This is a genomic window from Olleya sp. HaHaR_3_96 (assembly GCF_019278545.1).
In the GTDB taxonomy this organism is placed as follows: domain Bacteria; phylum Bacteroidota; class Bacteroidia; order Flavobacteriales; family Flavobacteriaceae; genus Olleya.
Genome location: NZ_CP058987.1, coordinates 682445 through 706715, shown reverse-complemented (window position 1 = coordinate 706715; position 24271 = coordinate 682445). Strand labels below are relative to the sequence as shown.

The window sequence follows — 24271 nt, the reverse complement described above, 5'->3', positions numbered from 1 at the left end:
CTTTAAAGGGTTTAAAAACAATTACATAATTGCTTTAGCTTCGTTAACTAATAATTCGTTTTTATCTTCTAAAGCTTTGTTAATAAAGTCCTCGATAGCTTGATTTTTATCTAAACCGTTCGCTAATAAGACCCCTAAAGTTATCATAGTAATAACACGTGTTCCGGTCTTTTTAACAGACGTACCAAACAAAGGTTCCAAATCTTGATAAGCCACTTCTTTTGCTAGTGCTTGTATTTCGGCTTTAGCCTTATCTTGTTGTTCTGGCTTCATTCTATCATACTTTTTACCATATGATTTAATTTGTTCAATTGCCGGTCTATTATTCTGTTGTGGTTGTTTTTGTTGGGTATCCTGAGCGGTTGTTTTTGGCTTTTGTTTTGCCCAACTATCACGTAAACCAACTGTTTTATTAAATACTAAAGCTTCCGCTTTAGAATCTTTATCAACATTAAAATACCCTAAACGTTGAAACTGAAACTGCTCTCCTACTTTAGATTCTGTTAAACTTGGCTCTACAAATGCTTCAATAATTTTTAAAGATTTAGGATTTATAAATTCCATAAAATCTTTATCCTCATGACTATCTGGTGCTTCGTCTAAAAATAATCTATCGTATTCTCTAACCTCAGCTTTAACTGCATGTTTAATACTTACCCAATGTAATGTTCCTTTAATACGGCGTTCTGTATCGTCAGAATAGGTACAATGTACTTCGGTAACGTTTCCATCTGCATCTTTAACAACGCTATCTGCTTTAATAATGTAGGCATTTTTAAGACGTACTTCTCCACCTAATTTTAGTCTAAAAAATTGACTACTTGCTTCTTCTTTAAAATCTTCTTTTTCAATATAAATTTCTCTAGAAAAAGGTACTTTTCTAAACCCTGCAGACTCATCTTCTTGATTATTTTCTGCTTCAAACCATTCCTCTTTATCTTCCGGGTAGTTTGTAATGACCACTTTTAATGGCTCTAAAACCGCCATTACACGAGGTGCTTTTTTATTTAAATCTTCACGGATACAAAATTCTAAAAGCGCAACATCAATAATATTATCACGTTTTGCTACACCAACAGTATCAATAAATTTTTTGATTGAGTCTGGTGTAAAACCACGACGACGTAACCCAGAAATTGTAGGCATACGTGGATCGTCCCAACCGTTTACAATACCTTCTTTTACCAATTTAAGTAGCTTACGCTTACTCATGATTGTATAACTAAGATTTAAACGTGCAAACTCACGTTGTTTAGGTTGCATTGGATACGTGTCTTTACCATAAGTATACACTTGCTCCTTAAACCAATCGTAAAGTTCTCTATGCGGATTAAACTCTAGTGAACATAAACTGTGCGAAATTTGCTCGATATAATCACTCTCACCATGTGTCCAGTCATACATTGGATAAATACACCAATCGTCTCCTGTCCTGTGATGCGCTTTTTTTAAAATACGATACATTAATGGATCCCGCATTAACATATTTGGATGTTGCATGTCTATTTTAGCACGTAAAATATGTTCTCCTTCATCAAACTCGCCATTTTTCATACGCATAAAAAGGTCTAAGTTCTCTTCCACAGATCTATTTCTATTAGGACCATCAATACCTGGTTGTGTTGGTGTTCCTTTTTGTTCTGCCATAGCTTTTGAAGATTGAGAATCTACATATGCTTTACCATCTTTTATTAACTGCACTGCCCAATCAAATAAAATCTGAAAATAATCTGAAGAGTAGCGTTCTTCTGCCCATTGATAACCTAACCAAGAAATATCTTCCTTAATAGCGTCCACATACTCCTGCTCCTCTTTAGCCGGATTAGTATCGTCAAAACGTAAGTTAACAGGAGCATTATATTTTTCACCTAAACCAAAACTAATTCCTATAGCTTTAGTATGACCAATATGTAAATAGCCATTAGGTTCTGGTGGAAATCTAAAACGAAGGTTGTTCTGATCTAAACCATTAGTTAAATCTTCTTCTATTATTTGCTCTAAAAAATTAAGTGCTTTTTTATCTTCAGACATATGTATTTGTGCTTTACTTTAACAGATTATTGGTCTAATACCAATTTAACTATAAGCTGTAAAATTAGTTATTTTTTAGTTGAAATGAATTTAACCGCACTTTAAAAATTTAGTAAGGTACTATTTTAGGTATTTTTGCTCAAAATTTTATAGAAAATGGGAATAATTAAAGTTGAAAATATACGTGTAACTGCTCATCATGGTTGTTTAAAAGAAGAAACTGCTATAGGAAGTGAATACTTAGTAAATTTAAAAGTAAAAGCAGACTTACAGAAAAGTACGGCATCAGATAACTTAGAAGATACAGTTGATTATGTATTTTTAAACAAAGTTGTTGTTGAAGAAATGGCGACACCAAGTGCGCTTTTAGAGCATGTTGCTAAGCGTATTTTAGACCGTATTTTTAAAGAAGACAAATTAATTACTGTAGCAACAGTGGCTGTAAGTAAAATAAATCCTCCAATTGGTGGTGACGTACAGATGGTTACCATAGAATTGACGGAAAAAAGAAAAAACTAACAGAAATAGGGTAAAACGGTAATTATTTTTATATTTGCTGTTCTATTAAGGGTGTCGTGGCCGAGCGGCTAGGCAGTGGTCTGCAACACCATCTACAGCGGTTCGAATCCGCTCGACACCTCAAGAAAGCGTTACTTTATAAGTAGCGCTTTTTTTTATGTCTTGTTTTAAATGGAAATTATAGTCTAATTTAATAGTACCTCGCGATAATAAAACCTTCAGTAAGAGTTTTGTTTTATCGCTTATTATCGCACTAAAAGATAGTTAGTATGAGATTGCTTCGTCCCTCGCAATGACTATTAGTAATTAATTAAACCAAACCGCATACCGTTGTCGCCTTAACTCTAAAGCTAAAGTTTCTTCCATTTTTAAAGCTTCCGCTCTAGTACTTATTGGTCCAATATGATTATATAAGCTGGGTCTTAGATAAGACCCATATTTTTCAACAATGTTAGACGATAGTTTATGTCCTTTTTTATTAATATAACCCGTTTTATGCTGTAAAAATCGTTCTTTAGGTGTTTTGCTAGTCATACCAACATATAAACACTCTAAAACGCCATTAAATTGCGGATTAGCTATTCTAAACTTAGTATTCTGACTGAATACTTTTTTAGATAACTCGACGACATAAATATGATATTGTGTTTTAGCCATGCTATTATGTTAGGCTCTTACAAAATGATCTACAGTCACTAAAATTGAAGTGAGTGTCACTCCTATCACAAATAATAAATTACTGTAAGGCCAATGTTGGATTTTAAATACAGCACCCAATACAATACAACCAAAAGCGAAAATTACTATAGCCATATAAAACAGTTTTAAAACACCTTTAATCTTAATGTTTCTAAAACTAAGTGCAGTTCCGCCTTCGTTAATAAACCACCAGATAAACAGTAGCAGTAATACAATATTAAAAAATAGAGGCAGTTGATACAGGTGAAATACCTTTGTTAAATAATTTAAACACCATAATACGACTAGTGCTAATTTAACATAATCCATAGTCGATTTTTCTGTAATAAAACAAAATCTAAGCGGATACAATATTAAAATTCCAGAAATAGATAGTAGCATTACTATAGTCGCATAAGGCCAATGCATTATTTTAAACAAAGCCCCCAGTAATAAAACAGAGATACAAACACGAAGTAGTAATCCGAACGTTTTAGATTGTATAGTATTCAAAAAATAAACTATTTATAATGGATTAATCTGCTCAAATCTTTCTTTAAGCTTTTCTTTTTCTTCTGGAAAAAATCCTTGGGCTAATATTAAAATACCAAATCCTAAAATAACTAAAGCTATTATCTTTTTAGTTTTAAAAATTAATCTAGGTGTTAGTTTATTTTTTAGACGTTTTGCAGCAACAATTTTGAATAAATCTGTTACAAAATAAGATACAATCATAGTAGTTATAAACACTATAACCCCGTTTTCTGAGGTTGTAATTTTATTAGCAAGAACTATAAATCCTAACCATCCTAGTAACACACCAATGTTAATAAAGTTTAGTAGAAACCCTTTTATAAAAAGTTTACCGTAATCTTTCTGAATTTCTACTTTGTGATACTCTTTCACTATAGAACGAAACGATCTAGATGTTTTTATAAATGATATTAATCCATAGACTACTAACAATACCCCACCAAAAATGATAAAATTAGGATCATTTTCTATTTTACCAACCAGTTTTTCAGTACTAAAGAAAGCAACAAGAATAAATAAAATATCGGCAAAAATAACACCAGCATCAAAGATTAATGCACTTCTAGCCCCTTTAGTGGCACTAGTTTCTAATAATACGAAAAAAACAGGTCCTACGGTAAAAGAAAGAATAATACCAAAAGGAATAGCTGTAAGTATATCGTCGAACATTATTTTTAGTTGAGTTTATTACAAAGTAAAGAAAATATTTACTTAACACATAGTACTATAGCTACAAATAAAAAAAGCCTCAAATATATTTTGAGGCTTTTTTGAAGTTATACTCGATGAGATATTACTAATTATCTCTTACTCTAATCTTACCTCCAAAAGTTTGTTTTTTGGTAACCGTATTAGGGTTTCCGTAGATATCTATGGTTCCACCTGCAGTAATACGTGCATCCACAGAATTACTTGCTTTTACTTCTGCCTCTCCTGCAGCTCTTACTTTAACCGTCGTGTTTTTAGTTTCAAAATCACGTCCCTCGTAAATACCGCCTGTATTAAGCGTAATATCCTGAGACTTGGCTTTACCTCTAGTTTCTACAATTCCACCAGAAACAGCCCTTACAGTTACTCTATCGACATCTAAACCAACAATGATAGATGCTCCTTCTTGTGCACGAAGCTCAATATTGTCTTGTGTGATCAACTCGTTACCCACCACTTTTGAACCTTCATTAGCATCAATAAGATTTATATCTGTGTAATGTATAGCTACAAATGTTTTAGTTCCGTCAAAGCTACGGTCAATCTTCATACGTACTTTAAGCAAGTTATTTTTGATAATAATTTCTACATCATCAGCACTTTCGCCAGTAATCATAACTTTATTCTCGTCAGATTTAACCAGGCTAACTTTAATTAAATCAAAGATTTTTACTTCATTAAAATCTCCAACATTTTTATTTATAGGATTCTGTGCTACTAAAAAAGTAGTACTTAAAAAGAAAACTGCAAGTAATAAATTTTTCATCTTAAAAGGTTTTGTTTTAATAAAGAGCATTCTTTTTATGGAATGTTACACTTATTAACAATTATTTATCTGTAGCCACATTAACTGCAGTTCCTGTTACGGAAACCATAGTCATAGCTAAATTAGGGTTAGTTTCTAAATCTAACTTAATTCCTACCACTGCATTTGCGTTAAGTTTTTTAGCATTTTCTGTTAATTTTTGAAAAGCATCTTCTTTAGCATCATTCATTGTAGCCTCAACGGAAGCATAATATTTATCCATTTTAAAGGAAAATGAAGCTTTTCTAGTATTAACACTTACGCCCGTTACGATACCTTTATACTCTACTATTCTAAACCCTTCTATAGAGTTTGTTGTTGTTAATATCATGGTTATTTGTTTATTAGTTAAAATGTTCCTGAAATCTTACAAGATTTACTTATAATTCTGATGTCTTAATTATTATCAAAATAGAAAAATTGTACCACAACTTTAAAAGTCTTTGATACAATTTTTCATTATTTATTTGCACATTCATAGTAGTATGAACGTTAATAATGTCCATTATAGATTATTCTGAAACTTCTTTAGGTTCGTATTTTCCTATTAAATCAAAATCTAAATGACGTTTTACTAAATCTGCATTTTTTACTTTAACAATCACTTCGTCTCCTAATTGATACATGGTTTTAGTATCACGACCAATAATAGCATATTGTTCTTGATCAAATTCGTAATAATCACCTTTTACATCTCTAATTCGGACCATACCTTCACATTTGTTTGAGATAATTTCGATATAAATTCCCCAATCTGTAGCTCCAGAAATAACACCAACAAATTCTTCATCTTGATGATCTTGCATAAATCGAATCTGCATGTATTTAGTCGAATCGCGTTCCGCTTTGGTCGCTAAATATTCCATGTTACTACAATGTTTACATTTCTCTTCAAATTCTTCAGCATTAGCACTTTTTCCACCATCTAAATAACGTTGTAACAATCTGTGTGCCATCACATCAGGATAACGTCTAATTGGTGATGTAAAATGAGAGTAATCTCCGAATGCTAATCCGTAATGTCCTATATTTTTGGTAGTATATTCTGCTTTAGACATCGTTCTAATTGCTAAAGTATCTACTAAATTTTGTTCTTTTTTACCTTGTACATCAGATAATAACTGGTTTAAAGAGGCTGCAACACCTGCTTTACTTTTAAAATCTAATTTATGACCAAATCTAGCAGCTACACCTTGTAAAGACGCTAGTTTACTTTCATCCGGCTCATCATGCACACGATATACAAACGTCCTAGGTGGTGTCATTTTTGATACAAACTCTGATACTTTTTTGTTAGCTAGAAGCATAAATTCTTCTATTAACTTATTAGCATCTTTACTTGTTTTAAAATGTACGCCTATTGGATTAGCTTCTTCATCCAAAGTAAATTTAACCTCTACTTTATCAAAACTAATTGCTCCTGATTGCATACGTTTACCACGCATTTTTTTAGCCAGTTCGTCTAATTTTAAAACAGCCTGTGCAATTTCTGGTGTTGTATTATAAGCTTTATCCGTTATGGACACTTCTGCAGGAATATTAGTATCTATCTTTTCTGGATTAGAAATAGTTTCAGCTTTATTAAACCCGATATTATTTTCTATAATTGCCTGAGCTTCTTCATAAGCAAAACGTGCATCACTGTACGTTACTGTACGTCCAAACCACTGGTCTTTAATTTCTGCTTTATCATTTAATTTAAATACTGCAGAAAAAGTGTATTTTTCCTCGAGTGGACGCAAAGAACATGCTCCGTTTGATAAAATCTCTGGTAACATAGGTACGACACGATCTACCAAATACACAGAGGTTGCACGCTCATAGGCTTCGTCATCTAAAACGGTACCTTCTTTTAAATAATGCGATACATCTGCAATATGGATCCCGATCTCAAATAAACCATTGTCTAAAACGGTAAATGATAAGGCATCATCAAAATCTTTAGCATCTCTTGGATCAATCGTAAAGGTTAAATCTTTACGCATGTCACGTCGTTTTGCTATTTCTTCTGGCTGAATGTTTAAATCAATGTTATTAGCATAGGCTTCTACGTCTTCCGGAAACTCGTATGGCAAACCATATTCTGCTAAAATGGAATGAATTTCAGTATTATGCTCACCTGCTTTTCCTAAAACTTTAATCACGCGACCGTTTGGAGAATCTGCCTTATCTGGCCATTCTTCCATAGTAACAACCACTTTATCACCATCTTCGGCTTTTAATGTTTTGTTAATAGGCACAAAAATGTCAGTTTTCATTTTATTACCATCCACTACTACAAAAGCAAAATTCTTTTTTTCGTGTATTTGGATAATACCAACGTATTCTGTTTTAGCACGTTTGATAATATTAGTAATCTCACCTTCGAGCTTTCCTTGTTTTCTGCGTTTGTAAACGTATAATTCTACTTCATCCCCATTCAATGCTTTATTAACATTGTTAGAGGCTATGTATATATCATTCTCAAAAGCATCGCAAATAACGTAACCGTTACCACGTTGTGCAGCATCAAAAATTCCTGTATGATATTCGTTATTAGCAATCGCTTTAAATTTACCACGATCTACTTCTTCTATTTCGGCATTAGCTTTAAGCTTAGCTAATCGTTTGATAATCTGATTTCTACTACTAGCGTCATTGACTCCTAATTTGGCAGCAATTTGCTTATAGTTAAAGCTTTGGTTTCTATCTTTTTTTAAAATACTAAGAATTGTATTTGTAAGGTTGGAAATCTTATTGTTTGAAGGTTTCCTGTGTTTCTTTTTTGTCATTTAATTTGTAATCTATTGAATCTCTAAGTTAAGTGAAATTCGGTTATTTATATCTTAATAAAAGGAGAAGATTGGTTATTAAGTTTATACAAAGCTACGTTTTTAATATTAAATCAATATTAAACTATTATTAAATCTCTTTTTTAGAGTTATCCACATATTATATATATACTATTATTCTTTCTTTAAAATTTTAAAAAAAAATAGTGCTTATTATTGCGTGTTAATAGCGGTATAACTTTTTAAGCTTTTGATTTGATATGTTTACTAAAGGACTCTATTAACAAGTTATTAATACTCTAAACTGTTTGATAATAAACAAAATACTTAGGTTATCAACAACTGTTAATAACGTATGTTGACAATGTATTTTTAATAAGTATTTTTATTTTTCATGTTTGTATGTATCATTTTTATAATGATAAGTCTCCAAAAAATAAGTGCTAACTTTTTTGGTTGTTAATAACCAATTTTTGTTTAGAAAATTATCTGGATAATCCTAATAAAAGTTTTAAAAAACAATCGGAAGATATTAACAAGTAATTAATAATTAAACACGAGTAGTTAACAATTGATTGTAACGTGTTCATTTTTAAAATAAAGACGAAATTAAATTTTATCAATAAGTTAATACCTATTACTTATTAATAGTTGTAATCAATTATTAACTTTGAAAATTAAACAAACAACACACTACTACTATGAAAATATCGATAGGAAATGACCACGCAGGTACAGATTATAAATTTGTTATTCTTAAACATTTAGAATCAAAGGGTTACATTGTTAATAACTATGGAACAGACGCTAATGACAGTGTAGATTACCCAGATTTTGTACACCCAGTTGCAGACGATGTGGCTAATGATAAAGCTGATTTTGGAATTTTAATTTGTGGTAGCGCCAATGGTGTTGCTATGACTGCTAATAAACATCAAAAAGTTAGAGCTGGTGTTTGTTGGACAAAAGAGATTACGGAGTTAACTAGACAACATAATAACGCTAACATTATATGTATCCCAGCACGATATACGTCAGTACAACAAGCAGTAGCAATGGTGGATACTTTTTTAGAAACTAAATTTGAAGGCGGACGTCATCAAAATCGTGTGGATAAAATACCAGTTGGCTGTTAATAATGGGACATGATCATGCACATAGTCACACGCATAATCACAACGACTTAAAAGGTCGTAATCTTATTATATCTATACTTTTAAATATAGTCATTACGGTAGCTCAGGTTATTGGTGGTTTACTATCAGGAAGTTTGGCACTGTTAAGTGATGCATTACATAATTTTAGTGATGTACTCTCTTTAATTGTAAGTTACATTGCTAATAGATTATCAAAAAAAGAGGCGTCTTTACAACGGACGTTTGGTTTTAAACGTGCCGAAATTTTAGCTGCATTTATAAATGCTGCTACCCTAATAATAGTCGCTATTTTATTAATAATCGAGGCTGCTAAACGTGTTCAAGATCCGCAAGAAATACAAAGTAACCTAGTTATATGGTTATCTATTTTAGGCATTTTAGCTAATGGCTTTAGTGTCTTATTATTAAAAAAGGATAGCCAAGCTAATATGAACATGCGTAGTGCTTATCTACACTTATTAACAGACATGTTAGCAAGTGTTGCTGTATTGATTGGTGGTTTATTAATGAAATTTTATCAAGTCTATTGGATTGATAGTGCATTGACCTTAGCTATAGCTATTTATCTAATTTGGATGGGCTTTGATTTATTAAAAACGTCTACTAAAGTATTAATGTTATTTACACCAGAGACGATTCCTATAGATCAAATTGTAAAAGAGATTAACGCTTTCGCAGAAATTAAAAACGTGCACCATATACATGTATGGCAATTAAATGAAGATGAAACTCATTTTGAAGCGCATATCGATTTTGAACATGATATTACATTAACACAATTTGATAAAATATTACATGAAGTGGAAAATTTATTGCTTAATAAATTTGATATTAACCATGTTAACATCCAACCAGAATATGGAAAAGATGATGTTAAAGATGTCATTGTACAAGATTAAAAGAATAGACTAATTAATAATTATGATAGAAGTTAAAGTAAAAACCTTTGCCGAATTAACGACACAAGAATTGTATGATGTACTGCAATTACGAAGCGAAGTTTTTGTGGTCGAACAAGACTGTGTGTATCAGGATATTGACGGTAAAGATCAAAAAGCATTACATGTTATTGGTTTTAAAGATGAAAAAATTGTGGCTTACACACGACTCTTTAAACCAGGAGATTATTTTGAATTAGCAAGCATTGGACGCGTCATTGTTGATAAAGCACAACGTCAATATAAGTATGGTTATGATATTATGAATGCGTCTATCGAGGCTGTAAAAGCACACTATAATCAAACTGAGATTAAAATTTCTGCGCAATGTTATTTGAAACGTTTTTATGGAAATTTAGGATTTAAAGAAATTGGCGACGAGTATCTTGAAGATGGTATCCCGCATATTGGGATGATTTATAAAAAATAAAAAAACCGCTTCGGCACGAAGCGGTTTTATAAGAAGGTTAACCAAACTAACCTAACTTAGAAATATGTCTTGTTAATAACTTTGCTATACTATAGCTAAACTATTTTGTTATTACACTGCAAACATACAATACCATTAGGGTTAAATAAAAATTCTCTGTTTAATTTCACTTATTCAAGGTTTAAATGCAAGATTTTAGATAAGCGGCAGTTTCTTATGATAAACCGTTGCTTAGATTACTTAAGTTAATCGTTGTTTATAACTCTAATTATCATATAAAAAAAAAAGGAGACTTGTTATAAGCCTCCTTTTTTTATAATAGTATATGGTTTAAAGTCTACTCTGCTTTACCAACGTAAGTAATTAAAATTTCAACTCGTCTATCAAGTTCTGGCGCACCACCTAGCGGAAACTTACGACGCATACCCATGTATTTCATACGTTTTTTGTCTACACCTTTTCGTGCTAAATAATCATATATAAATTTTGCTCTAGCTACTGATAAATTACGTTTTTTAGTTTTTTTATCGATGGCATCGCGACTCATTTGCGTACAACACACGTGACCTTGGATAGTAAAATAAAGGTGTTTGTTTTTTAGCATTAGCTTAGCTAAACTTTCTAATGTTTTTTTTGAATCTGAGGTTACATAGCTGTAACTTGTTTTAAAATAGATGTTTTGTAAAGTTATTTTATCTCCTTTTTTTATAGTGCCTTTAGCAATGTCATCCGTTGTTTTTGGACCAATAGAAGTTTCCTTTATAACTTCTTGTTCTACAACTTCAGAATCTTCTTCGGGCTGCTCCTCAACGGTAACTTCGGGTAATTTAGGGGTAACAATAATTTCTACTTTACGATTTAGTCCTCTAATTTTATGGACTTCGTTTTCGTTTAAAACCTTTAATAAAATTTCACCTTTACCATTGACGTTAGTTATTAAATTTTCGTCAATTCCGTAACCAGAAAATAATTCTTTTATAGTATTTGCTCTGTTTTGAGAAAGGTCTAGATTGTAATCATTACTACCTCTATCATCTGTAAAACCGTAGATAGATATTTTTTGGATGGGAATACTGTCTAAGTTGGAGATAAATAGTAGAATACGATTTTCTTCCGTTAATGGGACATCGTATTCATCGGTATTAAAATACACATCATGCGTTAATTCGCTTTGCGAAAAAACCATTGATGTACTAAATAATATTAAAAATAATAAGTGTTTCATAACCTGAGAGTAGCATTAAATATACCAAAAATTATAGAGGTTAAAAAATATATAGATTTTAGTTTAAATATCTGTTATATTTTGAAGTGTTTGATAAAATTTGGGTAGCTGTTTTTATTTCTTCATTATTACTTTTATAGTACTCATACAAACCTTCTCTGTAGACATAACGTTTAACAATTTCGTCTGTTAATAAATTCATTAATTGCTTTTTATTATCTTCTACTGCTTTAGCTTTAGAGTTATCTAAATTAGTAAGTAATGTTTTATAATCTTTGCTAATATCGTCGTCTAAATTTTCTGTTTTAGAGACTTCTAATGCTTTTTTAAGTGCTTTCTCTGTTTCGGTTTCAAACTTAAAACCAGTGGTGTTTAAATAGCTTTTAAAGGCATTAAAATCTGCATCAGATAACTTAAATTTATTAATAGCTTCTATTTTATGATTGTAATAGTATTTAGTAGCAAAGTCAAAGATACTTTGACTGTTTAGTATGGCATCAGTAATCGCTGTATTTTTAGTAACCTCTATAGCTTCATCAGGAAAAACACCACCACCATCAAATACTTTTCTTCCGTTTTTGGTTTTAAAGACATTGTAGTTTTCTTGTTTAACACGTACTGCATTTCCGTTGTCATCTCTATTCCAGTAATCTAGAGCTTGGATGCAACGTCCAGAAGGTGTATAATATCTAGAAATAGTTACTTTAAGCTGTGTTCCGTAAGTTAATTTTTTAGGACGTTGTACTAATCCTTTTCCAAAACTTCTAGAACCTACAACAACAGCTCTGTCTAAATCTTGGAGGGTACCAGAAACAATTTCTGATGCTGAGGCACTGCGACCATTAATTAATACAATTACAGGAATATTTGTATCGATAGGTTCTTTTTTAGTATAATATGTTTTATTATATTTTTTTACTTTGGACTTGGTAGTAACTACCAATTGGCCTTTTGGAACAAATAAGTTAACAACATTTACTGCTTCGTTTAATAAGCCACCAGGATTACCTCTAAGATCTAATATTATTTGTTTAGCCCCTTGCGTTTTTAAATCTTTTAAAGCATATCCCGTTTGAGCAGAAGCTTTAGCATTAAATTTTTGAAGTACAATATAACCAGTTTCTTCATTAATCATTGAAAAGTGTGGTACAGCATCAATTTCTATTTCAGAGCGTGTTACAGTGGCGTTATTTGTTTTTCCTTGACGTTTGTAAGTGACTTCTAACTTAGAGTTTGCAGTCCCTTTTAAAAGGTCTGAGGCATCACCGTCATAACCAGATACTGAGACACCATCTACAGTAATAATCTCGTCACCCGCTTTTAAACCTGCTTTATCGGCAGGATAATCTTTATAAGGCTCTATGACTACTAATTTGTCTTTTAAGGTTCTAATTCTGGCACCAACACCTGTGTAATCTCCTGTGCGACGGATACGTTCTGCTTCTACATCCTGCTCGTTATAAAATTTGGTGTAAGGATCTAAATCGTTAAGCATATTTTTAATGGCGTGGTCCATTAAGTCAGCTGGATTAATATCGTCAACATAATTCATATTCAATTCTTTAAAAAGCGTAGTAAATATTTCTATTTGCTTTGCAATTTCAAAAAAATCACTTTTAAAGGCAGTTCCAGTAAATAATATGGTAATGGCAAATATTGGAATTAATAGGCGTCGTTTAAATCTATTTTTCATGCTATATTTTTTTTTCTGTGTATAAAGAAATGGCTCAATTTGATTACTTTATAGTTTAGAAATTTGATCTGTGAACTTATTAAAAAGCACCTTCATTTTTTTGTCAATGGTCTCAAAATCTGGCATTTCTTTACTAATATATAAAATCATCAGCGTGTATTGCCCAATATTCTGGTCTATTAACAGTTTTTTATTAAGCCTGTAGCCTTCTCTAAGTAGTCGTTTTACACGAATACGGTCTACCGCTTTTTTAAAATTACGTTTACTAGCAGATACACCAACTTTTAGCGAGTCTTCATTTTTTGAATAGACCAAACGTAAAGGATAAGCCGAAACGGAATTACCTTCCACAAACAATTTCTCAATTGCTTTCTGGCTTTTTAGCTTCTCATGCTTGTTATAAGTAAAAGGCATTATGGTATAGTGTATTAGGGCTATTGTTAGTATCGCTTGTCTTAGTTTTTAGTACTAATTTTTAGCAAAATTTAGGACGTAAGTGTCTTCAGACACTAATTAAATGCGAATATACAAATTAAAGGAAATTATAAATTTGTACTGTTTTAAAATAAATACAATTGACAGTCTTGTCTACCAGGCAAACCGATAATATTATTAGCATAATCATTTTGATAGATTAGCTCTCCTTTTTTAATGTAACCTTCTGCTTTGGGCATACAAGCACTCCAAGAACCAGACGGTTTACAATCGTGTAAATCTAATTTTACTATGGTGTGGTCTTCCACTGTAATAACAGCATATTTAAAATTTTTGGCTTTATCTAAAGCAGCACTAATGTTGGCTTTATTTAAATGTATTATTTCTTTAGCAGAGGTAGAGGCTTCTGTCTTAAATGTTGCTATTGGATTACTAGAGGTGTCGTTTTTTAAACTTTTAACATTCTCTAAAAATGCAATATTTACCGTTTTGTCTACTGTTTCAACCGATTTTATTTTTTTTTGATTGCTGGTTGTCGTTTCTGTTTTTGTGTTTTTTGGAGTTGCTATTTGTTTCTTTTCTTCTTTACAGCTAAGTGCAATAATACAGAGTAATACAATTGTGATGTGTTTCATTTAAGGGATTTTAAAAATTAAGTTAATTCAAATATAACTGTTTCAAAAATAAAAAAGCCACAACCTCAGTTGTAGCTTTTTTTATTATAGTATAAACTAAAATTAGTTTATTGTATTGTTTGTTTTATCAATATCTGCCATTAATTGATTTGGATCTATAGAAATAGATTTAATCAAACTTTTTGATTTGCTGATGCTAAAACTGTAGGTTGGTATCGCCCAAGCCCAATCGTTTAATATTTTAGTAGTTGTTGCTACGGGCTTTTCTCCACGCATCATTTGTAAAGGTATGTAGAATTGCTCTGTAGTCCCATCGGTATATTCTACTGTTATATCTATAGGCATTGGCATTAAACCTTTACGTTCTAAATTTACAGTTGTAATGCTATTATTTTCTTCTGTTGAAGTAATAGCATAGTCGATTGTATTAGTAGTCTGTGTCCAATCCATTAAGTACCAATCTAATTCTAAACCAGAAACTTTTTCTGCAGTACGAATAATGTCAATTGGTCTTGGGTGTTTAAAAGAAAAATCATCAAAATATTTTTTAATTGTTTTCTTTAAGTTTTCTTTTCCGATAACATAACCTAATTGAGATAAAAACACAGAGCCTTTATTGTAAGCTGTAATACCATAAGCCATGTTAGTTTCGTAACGATCGGCATGTGTTGTTTGTGGTTTTTCTTTTCCTGATTTCACTAAATAATAGTAGCCATTATAAGCACTAGCTGCTGGATTTTTTAATTTAGTATTATTAATGGCATCCATTGCATAGTCGCTAATATAACTTGTAAAACCTTCGTCCATCCATTCGTGTTTAGCTTCGTTTGAAGCTAATAAAAATTGAAACCATGTATGTGCCATTTCATGTGCTGTTACACCAACTAAGCTACCAAATTTACGTTTACCTGTAATTAATGTACACATGGCATACTCCATACCACCATCACCACCTTGTATAACAGAATATTGATCGTAAGGATACTGACCAACGTTTTCAGAATAATACTGCATTAATTGGACTGTTTTAGGTTGTAAATCTTTCCAAAACTGTAAATTCTCAGCGGGTAAATCTTTTTTATAATAAAAGTTAAGCATAGGACCATTAGGTACTTGCATAGTATCGTGAATATAATCAGGATCTGCAGCCCATGTAAAGTCATGTACTTTTGGTGCTTTAAAACGTAATGTTTTTTTGTTTCCTTTTATTTCAGCGTCTCCTTGTTGGTAACCAGTACCTCCAACAACGTAATTTTTATCAATAGTTAAGTTAACTTCAAAATCTCCCCAAACACCATGAAACTCACGTCCAATGTATGGATCTGTATGCCATCCTTCAAAATCATATTCTGCTAATTTAGGGTACCATTGTGTCATAGATAATGCTACACCTTCAGCATTATCACGTCCAGAACGTCTAATTTGTTGTGGTACTTGTGCGTCAAAATCCATGGTAAAAGTTACACTTTCACCTGGTTGGATTGGTTTAGCTAAATCTACTTCTAAAACGGTCCCCACCGTATCGTGATTTAAAGTTTTACCGTTTTGTTTTAAGCTGTTTACTTTGATATAACCAATTTCATTTGTTGCTAATTTACTAATACGATCTCCAACACGTTTGTCTGGATCAGCAATGGTGCGAGAGCGTACATCCATTTCGCTACCCGGTTGAAAGGCATTAAAGTATAAATGGTAATACACACGATCTAAAACATCTGGAGAGTTGTTGGTATACACCAACGTTTGTTTCCCTTTGTATTGATAGGTATTAACATCCATATCAATATCCATTTTATAATCGACATGTTGTTGCCAATAAGTAGATTTAGAATTCATCGTGTTTCCTGAAGTAGGAACAGTTTGTTTAGTAGACTTACAGGCTGTAAAAAAACTAAAAACAGTAACTAAAAGAAGTAATTTTTTCATTGCATTTAAATTGAAACAAAAAAGCCTCAACGTAGCAGGTTGAGGCTTTTTTAATTATTGGTTTAATATTTAGGAACTTGTGATGCTATAATTAAAGCATTGTAAGCATTTACAATTTTACCAGATTTGCTTAAATTGGCAAATGGTTGAACATTACTAGCATCTCCACCAACAACGACTTTAGAAGGAATAACTAAACCAGAATCCATTATAATTTGTTTTACCTGAGGAGCTGTTAATTTTGGATATTGAGACCAAACTAAAGCAGCAACACCAGCTACAGCAGGAGATGCCATACTTGTTCCCCCCATTGATTTGTATTCGTTTTCTGGAACTGTAGAATACACTTCAGAGCCAGGAGCAAATACATCTACATTTTTCTTACCGTAGTTAGAAAAACTAGATACCATTTTACTACCATACTTAGGTGCTAAAGACCCAACACGAATGTAAGTATTTGATAGCTCTACATCGTTTACATTATCATCAGGAAAGTTTGCTGCTGTATCAACATCTTTACTATCATTACCTGCAGCATGAACAAAAATAACACCATTATCACTAGCGTATTTGATAGCATCTCTTACCCATTCTGGATGCATAGAATAGCTTTTTCCAAAACTACCATTAATTATTTTAGCACCATTATTTACTGCATATCTAATAGCTTGTGCAATATCTTTATCGTATTCATCTCCATTTGGTACTGCTCTAATTGCCATAATTTTTACATTGTTAGCAACTCCATTTACACCTAAACCATTATTACGTTCTGCAGCAATAATACCAGCAACGTGGGTCCCATGACTTTCTGATTTTTTAGTTGGCATAACATTAGCATTACCATAACCTACTTTATCATTAAAATCGTCAGGATTATCTCCTGTTTTACGTCCTTTAAATTCTTTATTTAGGTTTGCGTTTAATTGGTCTGTAAAATACTCTACACCAGCTTTCATTTGTTCTTCTGCATCAGGCATAGAGGTCATCCCATTAGCATACATAAATTTAGCTGCAGCAACTGCTGTTGCTAAGTCAGATCCTTCTGTTGTAGTTATAGCATTTACTTCTTCAGGTGTATAATCAGATTTTTTAAAATGTGCAGCTAAGACTTTGTTAGCACTACTAACCTTTGCATAAATTTGATCATAACGTTTTTTTCCACTTAAAGCACTTTGATATGCTTCTTCTAATTCTGCGTTAGCTTCTGCGTATCTTGGAAGACTTGTATCCAATGTTGCTGCTATACGAGTCATTTCTAACTGTTCGTCATAAGCATCTCCTAAAAAGTTCCATCCATGAATATCATCGATATATCCATTATAATCATCATCTATTCCATTTCCAGGAATTTCTTTTTGGTTAGTCCAAATAACACCATCTAAATCTTCGTGTGTAATGTCTATTCCAGAATCTATAACTGCAACTATAATTTGCTGTCCTTTTCTACCTTTAATTATTTCGGTGTAAGCCTTATCAATACTCATACCTGGAATGGTATCTTTTGCTAAGTCTAAATGACCCCAATTGTGAGCTTCGATGTCCGTTAAGGGAGACTCTTTCATTGGTGCATTGTCAATATTCTCTATAGGTGTAGATAATAAACTTCCACCACAACTAGATAATACTAATGCTGCGAAAGCAGACAATACAATTGGTTTGTAGGTAATCTTCATTATAATTTATTTTGATTAGTTAGTTAGTTAATTAGTTAAAAATGTCATTACAGGTAAAAGTGTCTTTTAGTCGCACTCCTTTTTCTGTATGTTGTACAGTGATAATTTCATTATTAGCATCATGCTCCAAAAATAAGTAATAATTGTGGTCTGCAGCTAAATTGAGAAATTTTTCTTTTTCGTCTAAGGTCAATAGTGGCCTTGTGTCGTAACCCATTACAAAGGGTAATGGTAAATGACCAGCTGTTGGCAATAAATCGGCCATAAAACAAATGGTTTTTCCTTTATAATTAATCATAGGAATCATTTGTTTGTCTGTATGTCCATTGGCATAAAAGATATCGAAACCCAATGCTGAGTTCTTCAAAATATCATCCTGCGGAATATCTGTAAATTTTAAACGACCACTTTGTTCCATTGGAAGTATATTTTCTTCTAAAAACGAAGCAACTTCACGACGGTTAGGTTCTGTTGCCCATTTCCAATGGTCTTTATTACTCCAAAAGTGTGCATTTTTAAAAGCAGATTCTAACTTTGTACGATCTTTATTATAATTAAAAGCACCACCTGAATGGTCAAAATGAAGGTGTGTCAAAAAGACATCTGTGACATCATTTGAAGAAAAACCAGCAGTGTTTAAAGATTTTTCTAATGTGTCATCTCCGTATAAGTTATAATAACCATAAAACTTATCGCTTTGTTTGGTTCCCATACCCGTATCGATTAACGTCAGACGATTACCGTCTTCAATTAATAAACAGCGGGCTGCGATATCTATCATATTATTAGCATCTGCAGGATTGGTTCTGATCCATAAAGATTTAGGGACAACACCAAACATGGCACCGCCATCTAATTTAAAATGACCTGCTTGTATTGGATGTAATTTCATTATAAATTGAATTTAAAAAGGCTCTGCAAATTACTAAATAACCAAGAGATGGGTTATAATATTAAGGTTTTATTAAGAAATCACTTGTTTAAGTCGTTTTCCGAAGTCATAAAGCGCTTTAATTTCTTTAATACTAGCTAGACGTTCTCTTCCAAAGATTAGTAAATCTTTACCGTTAGATTCTATATGATAATACGGGTTACTTTCAAAAAAGTGTGTAATTTCATTTGTAAAAAAGCGTTGTATAGCTTCAGAATCTTCACCTAATAAATAAAAGCGATTAGAGAAATCCGTATGATTTTTAATAGGAATATCTTTAAAACCAGCAAACGCATATACTTTTTCTAAAAAACCTTCTCTGTCTAAAGTAAATTCGGGAATATCTTTATCTAATTTTATATGAAGCATGGTACTACGCACGACTTCTTTGGCAATAAATTCACCTTCAGAAAATTCGATATCAAATAGGTTTAAGGAGTTATCTTTATTATGGATTTGGTTGTATATGTAATTGATTTTCTTCGTTCTAAAAAATAAGAAGTTATTTAAAAATACGGTCTCACGTTCTTTTTTAGAATCGTAATTTAAATCAAAATCGGTAGTCAATTCTTCAATAGTCGTTTGACGACGTGTTAAGCTATTTTTAATAAGTTTTGGTACTGGTAATAAGCGACGCAGTGCAAAAGGATGCTCAGATTCAGTATCATGTAAATCTAATCCTAACACTTCAAAATGACCACCACGTTTGGTAAACAGTTCTTGGTAATTATTTAGATTCTCCATGACGGTGTGATCTACAAATTGACATAACGAAAAGTCTAAGATCACATCTTCGTCTTCTGGAATAGCGTCTAGTTTTGCTTTTAATTTATAAAAGTTTAAAAAGCTACAAAAATGTTTGACACTTACGTAATAATGAGCATCTTCTTGAAACATTAAGACATTTGGTTTTAGCCAGTTTTTAGCAAATAAAGTGACGTTTTTATTAATAACAATATGTATAATAAAGGTAATAAACACACCTGATAAAATACCAGAGATTAATCCAATTTTTAGAGTTACAATTAATGTTACAAAAAAGATAATTAATTGCTCTTTACCAATTCTGAAAATCTTTTTAATGTTTTCGGGAGAGGCTAATTTATACCCTGTGTAAACCAATATAGCCATTAAAGCGGGCAACGGAATACGTGTTAATTGCGTACTAAACAGTACAATAAAAATCACTAAAAATAAAGCGTGAAAAAAGTTAGAGGACCTGTTACTACCGCCATTATTGACATTAACAGAGCTTCTTGCAATAACAGTTACTACGTTAAGACCTCCTAAAAAGCCACTTCCTACAGTCGCTAAACCTAAAGCTTTTAAGTCACGATTAACATTACTTCTGCGTTTTTCAGGATCTAATTTATCCACAGCTTTGATACTTAATAAGGATTCTATACTCGCAATAAGTGTTAGTGCTAAAACACTTGTCCAGAATGGAAATGTACCTATTTTACTAAAGTTAACGGTTGGAATTTGAGAGACGATTTCTGAAAATTCTGGTATACCAGAAATCATGTATTTAATAGCGATTGGGTTGGCTTCGTGCGCTACTAATTCAAAATAATAACTAAAACCTATAGATAGAATAACAATCCACATCGGTGCCGGAATAAGTTGTAGATATTTATTTCTGATTTTAGAATAAAATATCATAATTAAAAAACTAATAACTCCGGCTAAAGCTGCATAAATTAAGCCTGTATTTTGGTAATGAATGGCATCATTTAAGGTAAACGGAATCTCAAAAAGATAGTCAATAGTATCTTCACGTTTTATCCTATGCGCCAGCATAATATGAAACTGTTTTCCTAAAATAATTAATCCAATGGCAGCCAACATACCTTGTATTGCTGAAGATGGAAAGAAATCTGCTAATTTTCCTAATCTTAAAAAACCTAATACTAATAGTAAGGCACCGGAACAAATTATGGCAGCATAAGCGCTTTCTAGTCCTAGGGTGGCTATAGTGCCTAAAAGAACACCCACTAATCCATTTCCTGGACCAGCAATAGTAACATTACTACCGCCTAAAATAGAAACCACAATACCACCAATTACGGCAGCAATTACACCAGAAATCGGAGGGGCATCACTAGCCATAGCCAGTCCTAAACCTAAAGGCAAAGCGATAAGGCTGACCACAAAACCAGAAAAAATATTTTTAGGTAATGCTTTAAAAAAGGTCTTTATGTTATTCTGTTTTGGGCTCATTGAATAATTAAGACGTCTGTTGGAAGTTCGGTTAAAATATGTTCTATATCGTGTGGGAATAAGCGATCCCAAAAGGTCATTTTTGTTGGCGCATTCATCACTAATAAATCCGCGCGTTTAATTTGCGCATAGTGGCCAATGGAATATCCTTGAGTTCCAAAAATGGGTTGCGATTTTATAACAATATTGTTAGTATGTGCTTTTGGTAGATTTTCGATAATATGATTAATTCGTGACGTTTCACGATTACTAATCCTTGCTTTTATAATGTTTGCGTGTCTTAATGATTTGTCATCATCGACTTTGATATCAATTTCGTTTTGTTTAATTTCTTCAACAATAGTCAACTGTTCGGCATTTAATTTGGAAGCGACATAAAAAGCAGAAGCAATGGTTTGTTCCGTTTTAGGATCTTCCAATCCGTTAACTACAATATGTCGACACGGTAACCTTTCAATAGAAGGATTTATTAACAGTAACAAACTACATTTAGCTTGTCTAGTAATTTTTCTAGCAATAGACCCGACGTAGTATTTTACAAAATTTTCACGTTTGGCTGCACCAATAATAAGTAAATCAAAGTTTTTTTCTTGAGATGTACTTAAAATCGCATCTACAGGATTTCCGGATTTAAAAACGACTTCATACTCAAGATGATCTTTTTTAAAAGTGTTTAAAATAATTTTTAAAGTTTTTAATTTATCTTCAGACTGCTCTCCAATATGAATCATGACCAATTTAGCCTCAAAAAATAGGGATAGCCTAGCAGCCTCATAAAGATTTGCTTTTAGGTTAGGCGAAAACGCGACACCAATTCCGATAGTTTTAAAAGGTTTTAAAGACACTTGAGTTATTAATGGTTTTTGAAAAATTGTAAGATACTCTTTTTTTAAGTTTAAAAAAATTGAGAGCTAAGGAGGCTTAAGATTCAAAACTCAACTTTTTACTCTAAATTTGGGTTAAAATATAGACGTAGAATTAAAGAATTAGTATTTTCACAAAAAACGTAAACTGAATGTTAGAATTAGGAGGAATCATCATTTTAGGGATACTAGCACAATGGATGGCATGGAAATTAAAAATACCTGCTATTTTACCTTTGATATTAATCGGTTTATTAGTTGGCCCAATTGCTGCTGAGTTTTTAAGTGAAGACGGAACCAAGTGGATAGAACCCATTTGGAATGGTGAAGAGGGCTTGTTTCCTGGAGAAAGCTTATTTTATTTTGTGTCCTTAGCGATAAGTATCATTCTTTTTGAAGGTGGTTTAACCTTAAAAATGAGTGAAATTAAAAATGTAGGACCTGTGATTACAAAACTTATTTCATTAGGTTCTTTAGTAACCTTTTTTGGAGCTGGTGCTGCTGCACATTATATTTTTGGTCTGACTTGGGAAATTGCATTTCTATTTTCTGGATTAATAATTGTTACGGGACCCACTGTAATTACTCCTATTTTAAGAAACATACCACTTAAAAAAGATATCTCTACTGTTTTAAAATGGGAAGGGATTTTAATTGATCCTATCGGCGCTTTAGTCGCGGTATTGGTCTTTGAATTTATAAGCGTAGATGCTGGAGGCGAGTTTACTAAAACGGCGTTAATTGAGTTTGGTAAAATTGTACTATTTGGAGCTACTTTTGGCTTTACGTTTGCGCATGCTTTAAACTTTATTATTAATAAAAAATGGGTGCCACATTATTTGCTAAATGTATTTGCATTAGCAGCTGTGTTGGGTGTTTTTGTGCTGTCTGATGTATTTGCACATGAGTCAGGATTGCTTGCGGTAGTAGTTATGGGAATGGTTTTGGGTAACTCAAAATCACCGTATTTAAAAGACTTGTTATATTTTAAAGAATCGTTGAGTGTTTTATTGATTTCTATATTGTTTATTCTACTAGCAGCAAATATTAATTATAGTGAGTTATTATTAATTTATAATTGGAAAACAGCAGCACTTTTTGCCGTAATAATTTTGATTATCAGACCTATTGGTGTGTTTTTAAGCACGCACGGTTCTAAACTTAAGTTTAACGAAAAACTATTTATCAGTTGGGTTGGACCACGTGGTATTGTTGCTGCAGGGATTGCTTCTCTTTTTGGCTTAAAATTAGCTAGTAAAGGCATAACAGGAGCCGAGTACATTACACCTTTAGTATTTGTTATCGTTTTAGGAACGGTACTTTTAAATGCAACGACCGCCAGAATTTTTGCTAAATTAGTGGGCGTCTTCTTAAAAGAATCTAATGGGATTTTAATTGTTGGTGCCTCAAAAGTATCACGATTAATTGGTCATTATTTAGAATCTCATGGAAGACATGTGGTGTTGATTGATAGTAATCAAAATAACATTAATAAAGCGCAAGAGTTAGGTTTGGAAGCTATTAATACTAATATTTATTCGGAAACGCTTAGCGATAATATAGAGCTTAATGATGTCGGGTATTTAATGGCGCTTACAGGTAATAATGAAATTAATAGGTATGCGATTACTAAGTTTTCTAAACAGTTTGGAGAGAATGGTGCTTTTAGATTAGTCTCGACTGAAGAAATGCTGGATGACAATAATAATCCACAGGAAGGTTTATTTTCGCATAAGGATGATTTTAATAGATTAACAGAGGTTACAAAAAAATTTCCGAGCATTCAGGAAATTGAAATTATTGATAAAGAACATTTGTTAGATTTAATAAAAACGACAAATGCAGATAGAGATATCATTCCTTTATTTATTAAAGATGATGAAGGCGAACTGCATATTATTTCATCTTATAACACAGATATTGAAAACGCAAAAGAAGGGTATTATTTAGTGTATTTAGGAAAACCTTTAGATGTCGAAAAAATAGATACAGTATAAGATATACCCCATTCATCTCTTTTTTATCCCCATTGAGCACAAACTGTTTTTTATAATTAACTGATAAGTATATCTTTAGCTTATCAATCAAAATCAAAC

Annotated in this window: 21 protein-coding genes and 1 tRNA gene; 6 read left to right on the top strand and 16 right to left on the bottom strand. The window is 32.1% G+C overall.

Annotated elements, in window-relative coordinates; genetic code table 11:
* Positions 1 to 21: 21 nt before the first annotated feature.
* Positions 22 to 2031: a glutamine--tRNA ligase/YqeY domain fusion protein gene (locus H0I26_RS03025; protein ID WP_218700953.1), complete on the bottom strand. Its 2010-nt coding sequence runs from the start codon at positions 2029 to 2031 to the stop codon at positions 22 to 24.
* Between the two features lie 156 nt (positions 2032 to 2187).
* Here H0I26_RS03025 and folB point away from each other — a divergent pair, with 156 nt between their 5' ends.
* Both folB and H0I26_RS03015 read left to right on the top strand, forming a co-directional pair.
* Positions 2188 to 2550, top strand: a complete 363-nt coding sequence (gene folB / locus H0I26_RS03020) for a dihydroneopterin aldolase (protein ID WP_101015771.1) — start codon at positions 2188 to 2190, stop codon at positions 2548 to 2550.
* Between the two features lie 50 nt (positions 2551 to 2600).
* A tRNA-Cys gene (locus tag H0I26_RS03015) sits at positions 2601 to 2671 on the top strand.
* A gap of 185 nt (positions 2672 to 2856) precedes the next feature.
* Here the strand turns inward: H0I26_RS03015 and H0I26_RS03010 are convergent.
* From H0I26_RS03010 to H0I26_RS02985, 6 genes are all read right to left on the bottom strand, one after another.
* On the bottom strand, positions 2857 to 3207 hold the full coding sequence (locus tag H0I26_RS03010) for a ribose-5-phosphate isomerase (RefSeq protein ID WP_101015770.1): 351 nt from the start codon (positions 3205 to 3207) through the stop codon (positions 2857 to 2859).
* Positions 3208 to 3216: 9 nt separating this feature from the next.
* Positions 3217 to 3741 (bottom strand): GldL-related protein, encoded by a 525-nt coding sequence (locus H0I26_RS03005; RefSeq protein WP_218700952.1) that lies wholly within the window; start codon positions 3739 to 3741, stop codon positions 3217 to 3219.
* A gap of 12 nt (positions 3742 to 3753) precedes the next feature.
* Positions 3754 to 4431, bottom strand: a complete 678-nt coding sequence (locus tag H0I26_RS03000) for a LysE family translocator (RefSeq protein WP_101015768.1) — start codon at positions 4429 to 4431, stop codon at positions 3754 to 3756.
* 127 nt (positions 4432 to 4558) lie between these two features.
* Positions 4559 to 5236, bottom strand: a complete 678-nt coding sequence (locus H0I26_RS02995; RefSeq protein ID WP_218700951.1) for a head GIN domain-containing protein — start codon at positions 5234 to 5236, stop codon at positions 4559 to 4561.
* Between the two features lie 61 nt (positions 5237 to 5297).
* Positions 5298 to 5606 (bottom strand): YbjQ family protein, encoded by a 309-nt coding sequence (locus tag H0I26_RS02990; RefSeq protein WP_218700950.1) that lies wholly within the window; start codon positions 5604 to 5606, stop codon positions 5298 to 5300.
* Positions 5607 to 5787: 181 nt separating this feature from the next.
* Complete coding sequence (locus tag H0I26_RS02985) at positions 5788 to 8046, bottom strand: ribonuclease R family protein (protein ID WP_218700949.1); 2259 nt, start codon at positions 8044 to 8046, stop codon at positions 5788 to 5790.
* Positions 8047 to 8747: 701 nt separating this feature from the next.
* Here H0I26_RS02985 and rpiB point away from each other — a divergent pair.
* From rpiB to H0I26_RS02970, 3 genes are read left to right on the top strand one after another with little or no spacing between them, the layout of a single operon-like run.
* A complete protein-coding gene (gene rpiB / locus H0I26_RS02980; protein WP_218700948.1) occupies positions 8748 to 9182 on the top strand; it encodes a ribose 5-phosphate isomerase B in 435 nt (144 codons plus the stop codon).
* A gap of 2 nt (positions 9183 to 9184) precedes the next feature.
* Positions 9185 to 10102 (top strand): cation diffusion facilitator family transporter, encoded by a 918-nt coding sequence (locus tag H0I26_RS02975; RefSeq protein WP_218700947.1) that lies wholly within the window; start codon positions 9185 to 9187, stop codon positions 10100 to 10102.
* A 22-nt stretch (positions 10103 to 10124) separates the two neighbouring features.
* Entirely contained in the window at positions 10125 to 10571 is a 447-nt protein-coding gene (locus H0I26_RS02970) for a GNAT family N-acetyltransferase (protein WP_218700946.1), read from the top strand.
* Positions 10572 to 10908: 337 nt separating this feature from the next.
* Here the strand turns inward: H0I26_RS02970 and H0I26_RS02965 are convergent, their stop codons facing one another.
* From H0I26_RS02965 to H0I26_RS02925, 9 genes are all read right to left on the bottom strand, one after another.
* Positions 10909 to 11796 (bottom strand): OmpA family protein, encoded by an 888-nt coding sequence (locus H0I26_RS02965; protein WP_218700945.1) that lies wholly within the window; start codon positions 11794 to 11796, stop codon positions 10909 to 10911.
* Positions 11797 to 11854: 58 nt separating this feature from the next.
* The gene (locus tag H0I26_RS02960) at positions 11855 to 13489 is read right to left on the bottom strand and encodes a S41 family peptidase (RefSeq protein ID WP_218700944.1); all 1635 of its coding nucleotides are present in this window, start codon (positions 13487 to 13489) and stop codon (positions 11855 to 11857) included.
* 48 nt (positions 13490 to 13537) lie between these two features.
* Entirely contained in the window at positions 13538 to 13903 is a 366-nt protein-coding gene (rnpA, locus tag H0I26_RS02955) for a ribonuclease P protein component (protein WP_218700943.1), read from the bottom strand.
* 146 nt (positions 13904 to 14049) lie between these two features.
* Positions 14050 to 14559: a hypothetical protein gene (locus H0I26_RS02950; protein WP_218700942.1), complete on the bottom strand. Its 510-nt coding sequence runs from the start codon at positions 14557 to 14559 to the stop codon at positions 14050 to 14052.
* Between the two features lie 102 nt (positions 14560 to 14661).
* On the bottom strand, positions 14662 to 16485 hold the full coding sequence (locus H0I26_RS02945; RefSeq protein ID WP_218700941.1) for a M1 family metallopeptidase: 1824 nt from the start codon (positions 16483 to 16485) through the stop codon (positions 14662 to 14664).
* 62 nt (positions 16486 to 16547) lie between these two features.
* Positions 16548 to 18161, bottom strand: a complete 1614-nt coding sequence (locus H0I26_RS02940; RefSeq protein ID WP_218700940.1) for a S8 family peptidase — start codon at positions 18159 to 18161, stop codon at positions 16548 to 16550.
* Positions 18162 to 18192: 31 nt separating this feature from the next.
* Positions 18193 to 19053 carry an MBL fold metallo-hydrolase gene (locus tag H0I26_RS02935; protein ID WP_218700939.1) on the bottom strand — a complete coding sequence of 287 codons (861 nt, stop codon included), beginning with the start codon at positions 19051 to 19053 and terminating at the stop codon, positions 18193 to 18195.
* 72 nt (positions 19054 to 19125) lie between these two features.
* Positions 19126 to 21312, bottom strand: a complete 2187-nt coding sequence (locus tag H0I26_RS02930; RefSeq protein WP_218700938.1) for a SulP family inorganic anion transporter — start codon at positions 21310 to 21312, stop codon at positions 19126 to 19128.
* Positions 21309 to 22157, bottom strand: a complete 849-nt coding sequence (locus H0I26_RS02925; RefSeq protein ID WP_218700937.1) for a universal stress protein — start codon at positions 22155 to 22157, stop codon at positions 21309 to 21311. Before H0I26_RS02925 ends, H0I26_RS02930 begins: the two co-directional genes overlap by 4 nt.
* 170 nt (positions 22158 to 22327) lie before the next feature.
* Here H0I26_RS02925 and H0I26_RS02920 point away from each other — a divergent pair, with 170 nt between their 5' ends.
* Positions 22328 to 24172 carry a cation:proton antiporter gene (locus tag H0I26_RS02920; RefSeq protein WP_218700936.1) on the top strand — a complete coding sequence of 615 codons (1845 nt, stop codon included), beginning with the start codon at positions 22328 to 22330 and terminating at the stop codon, positions 24170 to 24172.
* Positions 24173 to 24271 lie beyond the last annotated feature (99 nt).

Coding starts and splice junctions, on each gene's coding strand:
- H0I26_RS02995 (WP_218700951.1), bottom strand. CDS start 5,236: ATGAAAAATTTATTACTTGCAGTTTTCTTTTTAAGTACTACTTTTTTA.
- H0I26_RS03000 (WP_101015768.1), bottom strand. CDS start 4,431: ATGTTCGACGATATACTTACAGCTATTCCTTTTGGTATTATTCTTTCT.
- H0I26_RS02985 (WP_218700949.1), bottom strand. CDS start 8,046: ATGACAAAAAAGAAACACAGGAAACCTTCAAACAATAAGATTTCCAAC.
- H0I26_RS03025 (WP_218700953.1), bottom strand. CDS start 2,031: ATGTCTGAAGATAAAAAAGCACTTAATTTTTTAGAGCAAATAATAGAA.
- H0I26_RS02970 (WP_218700946.1), top strand. CDS start 10,125: ATGATAGAAGTTAAAGTAAAAACCTTTGCCGAATTAACGACACAAGAA.
- H0I26_RS02920 (WP_218700936.1), top strand. CDS start 22,328: ATGTTAGAATTAGGAGGAATCATCATTTTAGGGATACTAGCACAATGG.
- rpiB (WP_218700948.1), top strand. CDS start 8,748: ATGAAAATATCGATAGGAAATGACCACGCAGGTACAGATTATAAATTT.
- H0I26_RS03010 (WP_101015770.1), bottom strand. CDS start 3,207: ATGGCTAAAACACAATATCATATTTATGTCGTCGAGTTATCTAAAAAA.
- H0I26_RS02945 (WP_218700941.1), bottom strand. CDS start 16,485: ATGAAAAAATTACTTCTTTTAGTTACTGTTTTTAGTTTTTTTACAGCC.
- H0I26_RS02990 (WP_218700950.1), bottom strand. CDS start 5,606: ATGATATTAACAACAACAAACTCTATAGAAGGGTTTAGAATAGTAGAG.
- H0I26_RS02965 (WP_218700945.1), bottom strand. CDS start 11,796: ATGAAACACTTATTATTTTTAATATTATTTAGTACATCAATGGTTTTT.
- H0I26_RS02975 (WP_218700947.1), top strand. CDS start 9,185: ATGGGACATGATCATGCACATAGTCACACGCATAATCACAACGACTTA.
- rnpA (WP_218700943.1), bottom strand. CDS start 13,903: ATGCCTTTTACTTATAACAAGCATGAGAAGCTAAAAAGCCAGAAAGCA.
- H0I26_RS02935 (WP_218700939.1), bottom strand. CDS start 19,053: ATGAAATTACATCCAATACAAGCAGGTCATTTTAAATTAGATGGCGGT.
- folB (WP_101015771.1), top strand. CDS start 2,188: ATGGGAATAATTAAAGTTGAAAATATACGTGTAACTGCTCATCATGGT.
- H0I26_RS02950 (WP_218700942.1), bottom strand. CDS start 14,559: ATGAAACACATCACAATTGTATTACTCTGTATTATTGCACTTAGCTGT.
- H0I26_RS02960 (WP_218700944.1), bottom strand. CDS start 13,489: ATGAAAAATAGATTTAAACGACGCCTATTAATTCCAATATTTGCCATT.
- H0I26_RS02940 (WP_218700940.1), bottom strand. CDS start 18,161: ATGAAGATTACCTACAAACCAATTGTATTGTCTGCTTTCGCAGCATTA.
- H0I26_RS02930 (WP_218700938.1), bottom strand. CDS start 21,312: ATGAGCCCAAAACAGAATAACATAAAGACCTTTTTTAAAGCATTACCT.